Origin of the sequence: Aeromonas sp. BIGb0445, assembly GCF_024809075.1 — a bacterium.
Lineage (GTDB): Bacteria > Pseudomonadota > Gammaproteobacteria > Enterobacterales > Aeromonadaceae > Aeromonas > Aeromonas rivuli.
In genome coordinates this window covers 395,411-407,617 of record NZ_JANUES010000002.1, presented here as the reverse complement: position 1 = coordinate 407,617, position 12,207 = coordinate 395,411, and the positions used below count along the sequence as shown (strand labels likewise).

Sequence of the window (12,207 nt, the reverse complement as noted above, 5' to 3'; positions counted from 1 at the left end):
GCTGCATGCAGGGCCAGCCGGGGCTGCCCCCCGCTCGGGATTTGGCTTATAGTGGCTCATTGAGTGGGCTGCGGCGCAGCATGCATGGCTCCCATCCCACTGTGCACCCGGATCTGTGCCCGGCTGGCGATTCGCCCTCGCCTGTCCATGACAAGGAGCTTTCATGCGCGTTTCCCCTTCCCTCATGCTCATCCTGGCCGCCCTCGGCCTGGGTGGTTGCAGCAATACCAGCCCCGGCGCCAGTGTCGGCATGGGGTATGGCAGCTACTATGGCGCGGCCCCCTACCCCTGGTGGTATGACGACTACTTCTACTATTGGGACCGTTACTACCCCTGGTGTTGCAATAACGATGGCGAGTTCGATGACTTGATCCAGCACTGGTGGCAGGATCTGGATGAGGGCAAGCGTGACGACATCAAGAACAAGTTCCAGGATTGGCAGGGCGAACGTGGCAAACCGGATGTGGAGGCGCTGCGCACCGATTTTTCCAATCGCTGGAATGCCCTGAGCCCGGAGCAGAAGAACACCCTGCGCGAGCGCCAGCAGGTGCTGCGCAAGATACACCCGGCCGATGCGGGCAGACTCTCGTTGCCAGACGCCACCGAGGCCGCCCGCAGACTCAATCTGGACGGTGGGGGGCTGGACAAGCCACTCCGGCCGGCGACGCTGCCTGCGACCAGACCCGCTACCCTGCCGGCGACGCGCCCCATGCAGCCGATGACCAGGCCCATGGCTCGCCCCGCCACCATGATGAACATGCCGGTGATCCGGCGCCGCTGATCAGATGACCCACCGTTCAAGGAGAGACCCATGACAGACAAGCTGCAACTGATCGATTCGCGCACCACGGACGTGGGTGGCATACCGGTCGCTCGCGCCATCCCGGTCAAGGAGCGGCGCACCATAGGTCCCTGGTGCTTTCTCGATCACATAGGCCCGGCCCGCTTTGCCCCGGGTGAGCCGGGACTGAACGTCGGCCCCCATCCCCACATTGGGTTGCAGACCTTCACCTGGATGCTGGAGGGGGAGATATTGCACCGCGACAGCCTGGGCAGCGAGCAGGTGATCCGCCCGGGCCAGGTCAATCTGATGACCGCAGGCCAGGGGATAGCCCACACAGAGGAGTCGGTGCCCGGCCACCCCAGCGTGCATGCCGCCCAGCTCTGGATAGCCTTGCCGGAGACCCATCAGACGACCCGGCCCCGCTTCGATCACTACCCGGACTTGCCACGCTGGCAGCAGCATGGGGCTTGGTTCACCCTGCTAATTGGCACCTATCAGGACAGGCAGGCCCCCACCCTCAGCTTCGCCCCCATACTGGGTCTGGATCTGCAGGCCGACGCCCCATGCACCCTGACCCTGCCCCTGGCCCCCGAGTTCGAGCATGGCCTGCTCGCCCTGGCCGGTGAGGTGACTGTGGCAGGCCAGACGCTGGCCGCCGAGCAGCTGGCCTATCTGGCGCCAGGTGCCAGTGAGGTGATCATCTCCCTGAGTGCTGGCGCCCGCTTGCTGCTCATCGGTGGCGAGCCTCTGGCAAAACCGCTGCAGATCTGGTGGAACTTCGTCAGCTTCGACAAGGAGGCTATTCGCATCGCGGCCCAGGATTGGCAGTCAGGGGATCCACGCTTTGGCGAGGTGGCAGGCTATGTCGGGGCCCGACTGACCGCCCCCTCTCTGGCCGGGCTCTGAGCCAGTGCCCATGACGCTCCTCCTTTCCCTTCAGCCCAGCGCCCCTGGTGCGGTGAGCGGGGCCCAGCCCCCCTTGCTGATGGAGCTGGTCGCCGAGATCGATCTCTCGCCCCATCAGCATGAGGGGATCACGGCCCTGCGCAATACCTGCTTTCCCGCCTATGCCCTGCCGCGATCCTATTTCAAGCAGCGACCTCATTTGAGGGGGCTGGTGTGGCAAGGAGATCAGTTGGTCGGCCATGTCGGACTGGATCAGCGCATGATTGCGGTGGGCGATCAGCCCGTGGCGATACTGGGGCTGATCGATCTCTGTGTGGCCCCCCAGCTGCGCGGTCAGGGGCTGGCCAGTGCCATGCTGGCCGAGCTGCAGGTATTCGCGCACAGCAAGGCGCTCGACTACCTGTTTCTCATCGCCGAGGATCCCAGCCTCTATCTGGCCAACGGTTTCGTGCAGATAACCCAGTACTGCAGCTGGCTCAGGATCAACGACTTCAAGAATTACGGTGTCGCGGTGGAGCTGCTGGACGATATATTGATCAAGGCGGTCGGTGACGCGCCCTGGCCGGACAGACCCATCGACCTGTTGGGTTATATGTTCTGACGCCCCCGGCAACCCCATCACCGCATATCAACAAACAGGGCGCCCCGAGGCGCCCTGTTTGACATAGCCAGCCACTGGCTAGTACTCATCTTCCTGCTCGGCCTTGGCTCTGGCCTGGCGGGCCATGGCCTCCTCCTCGGCACTCTCTATCTCGTGCAGAACGGCATCGATGTCGATGATGGCGGTGCTCTCGGCAAACTGACCCGTGAGACGACTCTCCGGCGTCAACTCCCCCTCTTCATAGAGGGCCCACATCTCCTGGGCATAACGGGTCTTGAGCAGCTCCGGGGCGTACATGCCGTAGTAGTTGCGCATGTTCTCCACATCGCGCACCAGCATGGCCTTGGCCTGGTTGTTGGCGGCGGCATCGATCACCTGGGGCAAGTCGATGATGACGGGCCCCTGATCATCGACCAGGACGTTGAACTCGGAGAGATCCCCATGGATCAGACCCGTGCATAGCATGCGCACCACGTAGCCTATCACCTTGTCATGGTCCGCCAGCGCCTGCTCGGGGCTCAGGGCCACGTCGTTGAGACGGGGGGCAACATTGCCCTCATCATCGGTGATGAGCTCCATCAGCAGCACACCATCCAGGCAGACATAGGGCGTCGGCACGCGCACACCGGCGGCGGCCAGCTTGAACAGGGCGTCGACCTCGGTGTTCTGCCACACCTCTTCATGCTGGCGGCGCCCGTAGCGCGAGCCTTTCTCCATCGCACGCTGGCTACGGCTGTTGCGCACCTTGCGCCCTTCCTGATAGACCACGGCCTGTTTGAAGCTGCGTTTGGCCGCTTCTTTATAGACTTTCGCGCAGCGAACGTGTTCGCCGCAACGCACCACATAGACGTCGGCTTCTTTGCCGCTCATCAGCCGACTGATGACCTCGTCGACGAGGCCGTCGTCCACCAGAGGCTGGATTCGATTTGGTATTTTCATGGCCGAACTTTTACCCTATTTGCGCACCCGGCGCCAGTGGTGCCGTGCATTCCTGTCAGTTTTGGGGGGCTTGACTGCATGGCTGCTCACGTCATCGCCGACGCGCGTTCAGATTGCAGCCAAGGCTGGCCCCGTATAACCCCTTTCGCCAGCGCACCCGGTTCAAGGCTCGGGCGGCAATCCCTGGCGAATGCGGCGGATCCCGTTCTCATACAGGCCCTGATGACGGCCGCCATCGGGCTGGGTCTCAAAAATCTTGAGAAACCACATGTACTGTTCGGGGCGCCGGTCTATCTGCTGTTCCACCATATTGTTCATACGCAACACATCGGCCTCCAGATCCGGGGTGGGATAAGGGTCGAAGGGAGGCTCTATCTCGAGGCGATAGCAGCCTTGATCCTCGTCATAACTGCCCAGGATGGGCACAGCTTTGGCACCGGTCAGCTTCACCAACTTGGGCAGGGCTGGCAGGGTTGCCTTGGGGTGGCCGAAGAAGGGTACAAAAATGCTGGCCTCACGGCCATGGTCCTGATCCGGTAAATAGAAAAAACTGTCGCCGCTGCGGATCGCCTTGATGGCGGGCTTGATGCCGACACTGCGTTCGTATACCCGGCCGCCCTTGGCTCGCTCGCGATTGATATACCAGTCAAACAGCGGATCCTTCGGGCTCTTCATCATGGTGCACAGCGGCAAACCACGCAGCGTGAGCAGGCGGCCTATCACATCCACCGCCCAGGTGTGCGGCACCACCAGGATCAAGGGGCGCCCCTGTGCCTGCTGCTCGGCAATGTGTTCCCAACCGCTCACCTGGACCCGGGATGCCAGGTAGCGGTTGCTGCGCCAGGTCAGCTCGCCAAAGCCCATGAAGGTCTTGAGACCGACTCGCACTGATTTGAGCAACAGCGCCTGATGCTGCGCCTCATCAAGGCGCGGAAAGCAGATGTCGAGGTTGGTATTGGCGATATAGGCTTGCTTTTCGGAGGCCCGCAAGATGAGCGGGGCCAAGCCGTTGGCCAGGCCATCGCGCAGCCGGACGGGCAAGAAGGCCAACAGGCTCAGCAAGGCAAGGGCGAGCCAGCTGAGCCAGTGCCTTGGGTGAAGCAGAGCGAGGCGAAATGAGGTGTCGAACACCGGATCTTGAGGGGCCATGTTTCGGCTCTTGTCATCTAAACAAGGAGGTTATTTTAGTTATCTCAACGTATTTTTCTAGCCTGACCAGCGAGAGGATCAGATCCTGTTCAGGTTCCGGACAAGCCTTGCTCTCGACTCACGCCATGAAAAATGGCCCCTAGGGGCCATTGGCTAGCAGAAATACAGCGCCTCTTCCTCAAGAATGAGGGGAGAGACCACGGCGAATGCGTTTGATCCCCGCCTCGTAGAGGCCGTGCTTGTCCACCGGGTGCTCCAGGGTCTCGAAGATCTTGAGGAACCACATGTATTGGCCGGGATGACGCCTGAGCTGCTGCTCCACCGCCTGGTTCATATGCAGGGTGTCAGCTTGCAGATCACCGCTCGGGTAGTCAACGAAGGGGGCCTCTATCTCGAGGCGATAGCAGTGCTGTGCCTCGTCATAGCAGGCAAGCAGCGGCACGGCCTTGGCGCCGGTCAGCTTCACCAGTCTGGGCAAGGCGGGCAGTGTGGCCTTGGCACGACCGAAGAAGGGGACGAAGATACTGGCCTCGCGACCATGATCCTGATCCGGCAGATAGAAGAAGCTGCGCCCCGCTTTGACCGCCTTGATGACCGGCTTGATGCCAGCCTGGCGCTCATAGACCCGACAACCGCTCTTGGCGCGTTCACGATTGATGTGCCAGTCAAACACCGGGTTGCGGGCGCTCTTCATCATGGTGCACATCTCGATGCCACGCTGGGCAAAGTAGTAACCGGCCGCATCCACCGGCCAGCTGTGAGGCACCACCAGGATGACGGGACGCCCCTCGGCCTGCTCCGCCTCGATATGATGCCAACCACTGACCTGGATGCGTTTCATCAGGTAGGCGGGGCTGCGCACCGTGAACTCACCGAAGCCGAGCAGGCTCTTGAGCCCGATACGTACCGATGTTCGCAAGATGACCTGGCGCTCGGCCTCGCTCAACTCGGGAAAACAGATATCGAGGTTGGTATTGGCGATATAGACCTGCTTTTTGGAAACACGCAGCACCAGGGGAGTCAGCCAATCTGCCAGTTTGTCACGCAGGCGCACTGGGACGAAGGCCAGAACGAAGAGCAGGCCAAGTGCCAACCAGCTGAACCAGTAGCGGGGACTGAGCAGGCGAGCTTGAAATGAAGTATCGAAAACAGGATCTGACACAGACATGAAACGGATCAAAGAGTGGGGGGACACTTATTGTAAAGCGACTGACAGGTTATACCAGTTAATTCATCACGATCCCCGATGGTGACGACACTTCCCTGCTATTTGCTGGCCTCAAGAGGCCCTTTTAACCTGCCTCATCGGTCCCCCGATGGCCTTCAGGCGTCCCTGCCCCACCCTCTGACGGGCCAGCCTGCCATCCCGCGTCTCCCCTGCACAGCGTTGGCCTCCCGGGTTGGCGAGATCGGTGTTTAACCGTAAGATGGCAGCCTCTAACGACCATCTCTGGATACCCCATGTCAATCAGCCTGTTCCGCACCCTGTTATTACTGCCATTGACCCTGCTGCTTGGCGCCTGCTCACTGACGCAATACAGCGTCAGTGAGGGCGAGATCAATGACTATCTGAAGAACCAGGTGGCCTTCGAGAAGCAACTCGGCATACCGGGCATCATGTCGAGCAAGATCCGCCTGGACGAGATGCACAGCCGCATCGGCCGCAGCAAGGCCGACAGAGTGGAGCTCGATGCCGCAGGGGATCTGCAGGTCTCCAGCCCGCTGGGTAGCCAGCAGATGAAGATCCGCCTCACCCTGAGCGCACGCCCCGACTACGTGGCCGAGCAGGGTGCCATCTATCTGCGTGACCTTGAGCTGCTCTCGGTCAAGACCGAGCCAGCCGATATTGGCGCGGCCCTGAGCCCGGTGCTGCCGACCTTCAATCAATCCCTCAGCCTCTTCCTGAACCAGACCCCCATCTATCGCCTGGATGGCAATCGCCAGAACGAGGCGCGCATCAAGGACAAGGTGGAAGCACTCAAGGTCGAGCCGGGACGCCTGGTCATCCCCTTCAAATTGTTGTGATTAATTCGGCCGCTCCTTAGAGCGGCTTTTTTCTTCTCATGGCTGAGACCATGTCGCATAATGCACACCATTCTCATTTAGATTGATGAGAAGCGTCACCGCAACATCACAGATAAGAAGAAGGGACACATGAAAAAAACCGCACTGGTACAGGGGATCACCCTGGCGCTGCTGGGCAGTGCTGCCCATGCCGCCGTCAAGGTTGAAGATGCTAGCTTCAATACCGCCGCCAGCATGCTGGCCTACACCGAATTCGAACTCTCCGGCGAGCCCCTGGCCGAAGCCCTGGGACTGGATCTGGATGTGCTGGATCCCAATCGTGCCGATGAGCCGACCCCCTTCGACTTCGCCGCAGGTATCGAATCCTACGAGTATTCCGAAGAGGCGATGTACGCCCTCAACTACCAGTCCGGCATGGGTCCCCACCTGGTCAATGGCCCGCAGAACCAGGCCCGGGGTGGCACTCTGGCCGACCTTGGCAAACGGGTACTGGCCATGGCCGATGCCGTGGGCTTCCCGGCAGATGAAGTGCCACAAGGCATGTATCCCCTCTCCCTGCCCTACTCGTCTGCCAAGCCGCAGTTTGCTGGCGCCGTCAATGCCAGCCCGGTCAATGGCGACGAGCTGACCATCAAGACCGCCAAGGGCGTCGAGAAGAGCGTCAAGACGCAAATACCGGCCTACTTCCGTGATTACACCAGCCTGCGCTGGAGCGGCTCGGACAATCTGCTCAATCCGGCCGCCGTCGGCGGCATCCTGCTCAAGGAAGTGATGTGGTCCCAGGACTTCCTCGGCGGCATGCACGTCGCCGCCACCGATGAAGAGGTCGAGGCCAGCTCCGCCACCCTGGATCAGGATGGCAAACACAAGCTCGGCGTCTCTGCCGCCGATGGCTTCAATGGCATGATGCTGACCGAGCAATCCATCGACAAGCTCGCCATCTTGCAAGGCCAGCTTGGCTATGACGGCAAGCAGTTGGGCGCCGCCATCACCCCGCAATACGATCCTGCCAAGGGCGTTGTCTACTTCCCTCATCAGGTGAAAGTCACCGAGACCGCCAAGCATGACGTCGGCGCCATCGGCAAGCTTGACGTGGTCGATGCGTCGGCCCAGTTGCGCGACAGCTGGATGCTGCTGTGGCCACTGTCTGAATTCTTCGCCTACAGCGATCAGCGCAGCGCCAACGGCAACGGCAATCAGAATCCGGCCTTCCACGCCGTGTTCGATGGTCAACCCTTCGCCGCGGCCCCGGTTGCCAATCAGAGCGGGGATCTGAGCAAGGCCAGCGCCGGTCAGGATGCCTTCTCCCTGGCCCTGAACCTCTCCAACATGGTGTTCAAGAACCTCGATACCCTGCATTTCAATAGCAAGGCAGGCACCCTGGTCGACAGCTGGCAGGGTGGTAAACAGGGTCAGCATGTCACCACCTTCGATGCCGCCTACGCCCTGGTCGCCCTGCAAATCTTCCAGCGCGCCCAGGACGCCCTGCCGGTCGGTTATGCCGCCGGTGACAATGGTGAGTTGAACCTCAAGACCCCCCAAGGCAAAGCAGCCCTGGTACTTGTCCGCAAGCAGGCCGACTTCATCCTGAACCAGCTGATGGGCAAGAACGGCCTGGTCTATGACGGTCTGACCCTCGGTGGCAAGCCTGATGCCGGACAATCCGTGGATGCCCAGTTTGCCGCAGTGCGTGGCCTCAGTGCCGCCTTCCTGGCGACCCAGGACACCAAGTACCGCACTGCCGCCCGTGAACTGTTTATCGCCACCGACAAGGCTTACTTCAATGCCAAGGCGGGTACCTGGCTGGTGGGCAAGCAGGGGGAATATACTCCCTGGACCCAGGCTGCCATCTCGGGGGGATTGCGCTCGGCCATGCTGAACCTGCGCAATACCGGCTCCGAGAAAGCCCCCGCCCTGGAGCTGGCCCAGCTGACCCAGCGTTATGTGAGCTGGTTCCGTGGCACCGTCAACGGCGGCATGCAGATGGCCGAATGGGTGGGTGACTCTGGCGAGAACATCATCCAGGGCGCTGGCAGCGACACCGATGAAGATGGTGTGCCCCAGGTGACTGCCGCCGGTGGTCAGCACGGCACTGCCATGGTGATGGCGGCCAAGGCGCGCATCAGCGAATAGCAGATCCCCTTAGCCGAGTAACGAGAAGGGAGCGCATTGCGCTCCCTTCTCTATTGGGGGTTGTTAACCTCGACCTACTTCTTGGCAAGGGCCTGCAACATCGGCTTGGTCACCAGCACGATACCGTTTTCAGAACGATAAAAACGACGGGCATCTTCATCGGCATTCTCCCCTATCACCATGCCATCGGGCAGCTGACAGCCCTTATCGACCACCACACGGCGCAGACGACAGCCACTGCCTATTTCGACCCCAGGGAAGATGATCGACTGATCCAGGGTACAGAAGGAGTGGACCCGCACGTTGGTAAAGAGCACCGAGTTCAGCACGAAGGAGCCGCTGACGATGGAGCCCCCGGCAAAGATCGAATTGATGGTCATGCCATGCTGACCATTTCTGTCCTGCACGAACTTGGCCGGTGGCGTCATGATCTGGCTGGTCCAGATAGGCCAATTCTGATCATAGATATCGAGATCAGGCACCACTGAGGCCAAGTCCATGTTCGCCTCCCAGAAAGAGTCCAGGGTACCCACGTCACGCCAATAGGGTTTTTGCCCCTCACGCGCCCCGACGCACGACATGCTGAAGGGGTGGGCATAAGCCATCCCCTCGCCGACGATGCGCGGGATCACATCCATGCCGAAGTCGTGCTTGGAGTCCAGGTTGTTGATGTCCTCCTCCAGCAGTTGATAGAGGTACTCGGCATCGAAGATATAGATCCCCATGGAGGCAAGGGAGGTGTCATCGCAACCGGGCATGGCGGGGGGATTGGCCGGTTTTTCCACAAAGTCGAGGATCTTGCGCTGCTCGTCTATGTCCATGACCCCGAAGGCGGATGCCTCGCTGCGCGGTACTTCGATGCAGGCCACGGTCACCTTGGCCTCCAGCCGCACGTGATCGAGCAGCATGGCGGCGTAATCCATCTTGTAGATGTGATCCCCCGCCAGCACCACTATGTATTTGGGGCCGTAATCCCGGATGATGTCGACGTTTTGATAGATGGCATCGGCGGTGCCTCTGTACCAGTGCACCTCATCCACCCGTTGTTGGGCAGGCAGCAGATCGATGAATTCATTCATCTGATAGCGCAGGAAAGACCAACCCGATTGCAGGTGACGCAACAAGCTGTGGGACTTGTACTGGGTGACCACCCCCACTCGCTTTATTCCCGAGTTGATGCAGTTGGACAATACAAAATCGATGATCCTGAACCGGCCACCGAAATGGACTGCCGGCTTGGCGCGATTATCGGTCAATTGCTTGAGACGACTTCCTCGCCCCCCTGCCAAGACCAAGGCCATACTCTGGTTTAACAGCTGCCGTGCCTTGGCAGTATTCATGGGCTCTAACGACATATTCACCTCGACGTCTCTGTCTCTGTTTCCATCCCATACTCCCTCTTTTCGGGGATCGTGAAAGTGGTTTCACTCACATTTACGGGATCCCAATTCCCCTTATGAGAAGGCATATGCTCGAACTTAATACAGCATCCATACTGACTGCATACTTTACTCTAAGCGAACCAAGCGCGGGATCATAGGATGCATTTAAAGCCGTCCAAGAGCATTACACCCTATCCCCTGATGACGGGGCTGATCCTGCTGGCGCAGTGGAGCCTGCTCCCTGCCGATCACCCCTTCTTGTCGACCCTGGCGCTGCTCGCTTGTACCTTGCTTGCCCTTGCCTATGGCCGCTATCGCCGCCATAAGGCCGATGAGGCGAGACGGGTGGCCCTCATCCAGGCGCTCGAGCAAGGCTCGGCGGAGCCACTTCCCCTCTCACCGGAGCGTCAGGCCCTGCAACAGCTCTTCAATCGCCAGCACCTTGAGCAAGAGCAACTGCGTCTACAACTCAGCGATCTCAAGCACCGCACCGAGAAAGACCCCCTCACCCAGCTCGCCAATCGCCAGCGCTTTCGTCACGATATCACCCATCTGTTGCAGGAAGACCAAGGCACCCGCACCGCCATCCTGGTGCTGATCCGGGCTACGGCACTGGAGAGCCTCAATCGCCAGCGCGGATTTGTGTCCGGCGATACCTACCTCAAAGACGTGGCGACCCTCATTCAACAGGCAGCCCAGCGCTGGCCGGAGCACAGAATTTATCGCATCTCAGGTGCCGACTTCGCCGTGCAGATCCATGCCATCAACAACACCCCCCTGCCCCTGCTCGGCCGGGATCTCAAGCTGGCATTCGATCTCTACCAAAACAGCCAGAAGATAGAGAGCGTGGCGTGCTGCGGTATCACCACCATCTGCAGTGGCCAGCGTATCGAGGCCATATTGGCCAGAGCCGATCTGGCTCTGGCTCGTGCCCAGACCCAGGAGATCAATGGCTGGTCCATTCAGTTGGAGGACGAGTATGAGGAGGGGCTGGGACAGCAGCAGTGGCGCCAGGTGCTCGAGCAGATCTTGCAACAGGAGCGCATTTCGCTCTCCTACCAGCCCATCGAGTTGCTCAATGGCAATCATCCGGCCTATTACAGCCTCTACCCCCAGTTTTATGGGGAAGATGGGGCTGTGCTGGCCTCGGATAGCCTCTTTGCCATGGCCCAGCGTCTGGATCTGCTGATGCGCATGAGCCAGCTGATGATCCTGCACCTGATCCGCGAGCACAGAACCCTGGGGGCACAGCAGAGTCGCTGGGGCATCAAACTGTCCCCCCATCTGCTCCATAACAGCGCGTTTCTCATCTGGCTGGAGCGTCAACTCAGCATGGAACCCGATATCAGTGCCCATCTGGTCTTCGAGCTTGATGAGGAGCACCTGTCTCGGCAACTGACCGGGGCTCGCCGGCTGTTTGAGCTGCTACGCCGCTGTGGCAGCCGCTCGGCCATCTGCAACTTCGGCCAGGGAATACGCTCTTTCTCTCTTTTCCAGGAGATCAAACCTGACTATCTGAAGCTGGATCCGGCGCTGCTGCTCGATCTGGAGCAGGACAGTACCAATCAGAAATTTGTGCGCATGATAGTGGAAGTGGCGCACCGCATGGGGAGCCAGGTCATCGCCGAAGGGGTCGAACAGTCGAGTCAGAAACAACTGCTGGCAAGCATGTACGTGGATGGGTTGCAGGGTTACCTCATTGCCCACCCGATGCCCGCGCCAGTCGGCACGGCTCACTGAGTGTGTTTCAAACGCAACAAGGTGAGAATGACATCGTTGAGCTGACGATAGCGCTCCAGCTCTTTCTGATCGTAACGCGTCGCCAGCAGAGTGGGATTGTGGCGATGCTTGAGGTAGCGGTTGATCTGCAATCGGTTGAACCCGGCGACCCGGTAGATCTGACCGAGCAAGGCATTGAGCTCCTCGTTGCTCAACCCGGCGCTGGCAAGATAATCTGCCTCGGCGGGGCTGCGCTGCTGACACACGACCTTGGCAAGACGGCCACTCTCCTGCAAATAGCCGAGCCACTGCTCAACATAGAGCGGCTTGCAGCCAGCCAGCAGATTGAAGAAGCCCACGGCATCGCAGCGGCACTCACTCAGTAGCAGAATGGCCAGATTGTTGTCGGTACACGTGAAGCTGACCGGGCCACTCTGGCTCCAATCCAGCGCCTGCACCCGGATCTCGCCGCACTCCCCCTCCACTCCCGTCACCTCGAATACAAACATGGTGCTTCCCTTGGCAAAACGTTCATGATGAACCATAGGAGGCAGCGCTGCAAAGGCAAA

The 12,207-nt window shown here is 60.1% G+C and carries 11 protein-coding genes; 6 read left to right on the top strand and 5 right to left on the bottom strand.

Annotated elements, in window-relative coordinates:
• Positions 1-163 precede the first annotated feature (163 nt).
• Genes M2367_RS05480 through M2367_RS05470 form a run of 3 tightly spaced genes read left to right on the top strand, consistent with a single transcriptional unit; the run spans position 164 to position 2,291 of the window.
• A complete protein-coding gene (locus M2367_RS05480) occupies positions 164-781 on the top strand; it encodes a hypothetical protein (protein WP_259236063.1) in 618 nt (205 codons plus the stop codon).
• Between the two features lie 30 nt (positions 782-811).
• Positions 812-1,690: a pirin family protein gene (locus tag M2367_RS05475; protein WP_259236062.1), complete on the top strand. Its 879-nt coding sequence runs from the start codon at positions 812-814 to the stop codon at positions 1,688-1,690.
• Between the two features lie 10 nt (positions 1,691-1,700).
• Positions 1,701-2,291 (top strand): GNAT family N-acetyltransferase, encoded by a 591-nt coding sequence (locus M2367_RS05470; protein WP_224430519.1) that lies wholly within the window; start codon positions 1,701-1,703, stop codon positions 2,289-2,291.
• Between the two features lie 78 nt (positions 2,292-2,369).
• Here the strand turns inward: M2367_RS05470 and M2367_RS05465 are convergent, their stop codons facing one another.
• From M2367_RS05465 to M2367_RS05455, 3 genes are all read right to left on the bottom strand, one after another.
• Positions 2,370-3,230 carry a PA4780 family RIO1-like protein kinase gene (locus tag M2367_RS05465; protein WP_042043156.1) on the bottom strand — a complete coding sequence of 287 codons (861 nt, stop codon included), beginning with the start codon at positions 3,228-3,230 and terminating at the stop codon, positions 2,370-2,372.
• Positions 3,231-3,392: 162 nt separating this feature from the next.
• A complete protein-coding gene (locus M2367_RS05460; protein WP_042043155.1) occupies positions 3,393-4,379 on the bottom strand; it encodes a lipid A biosynthesis acyltransferase in 987 nt (328 codons plus the stop codon).
• A 178-nt stretch (positions 4,380-4,557) separates the two neighbouring features.
• A complete protein-coding gene (locus M2367_RS05455; protein WP_042043153.1) occupies positions 4,558-5,547 on the bottom strand; it encodes a lipid A biosynthesis (KDO)2-(lauroyl)-lipid IVA acyltransferase in 990 nt (329 codons plus the stop codon).
• A 305-nt stretch (positions 5,548-5,852) separates the two neighbouring features.
• Here M2367_RS05455 and M2367_RS05450 point away from each other — a divergent pair, with 305 nt between their 5' ends.
• Together M2367_RS05450 and M2367_RS05445 are read left to right on the top strand one after the other, a co-directional pair.
• On the top strand, positions 5,853-6,404 hold the full coding sequence (locus M2367_RS05450; protein WP_259236215.1) for a lipoprotein: 552 nt from the start codon (positions 5,853-5,855) through the stop codon (positions 6,402-6,404).
• A gap of 129 nt (positions 6,405-6,533) precedes the next feature.
• Positions 6,534-8,537, top strand: a complete 2,004-nt coding sequence (locus tag M2367_RS05445) for a hypothetical protein (protein ID WP_259236061.1) — start codon at positions 6,534-6,536, stop codon at positions 8,535-8,537.
• Positions 8,538-8,611: 74 nt separating this feature from the next.
• Here the strand turns inward: M2367_RS05445 and glgC are convergent, their stop codons facing one another.
• A complete protein-coding gene (gene glgC / locus M2367_RS05440; protein WP_042043149.1) occupies positions 8,612-9,892 on the bottom strand; it encodes a glucose-1-phosphate adenylyltransferase in 1,281 nt (426 codons plus the stop codon).
• Positions 9,893-10,078: 186 nt separating this feature from the next.
• Between glgC and M2367_RS05435 the strand changes: the two genes are divergently transcribed.
• The gene (locus tag M2367_RS05435; RefSeq protein WP_042043148.1) at positions 10,079-11,659 is read left to right on the top strand and encodes an EAL domain-containing protein; all 1,581 of its coding nucleotides are present in this window, start codon (positions 10,079-10,081) and stop codon (positions 11,657-11,659) included.
• On the opposite strand, the gene M2367_RS05430 is transcribed toward M2367_RS05435, so the two are convergent.
• On the bottom strand, positions 11,653-12,147 hold the full coding sequence (locus M2367_RS05430; RefSeq protein ID WP_259236060.1) for a hypothetical protein: 495 nt from the start codon (positions 12,145-12,147) through the stop codon (positions 11,653-11,655). The genes M2367_RS05435 and M2367_RS05430 overlap by 7 nt on opposite strands.
• Between the last annotated feature and the right edge of the window lie 60 nt (positions 12,148-12,207).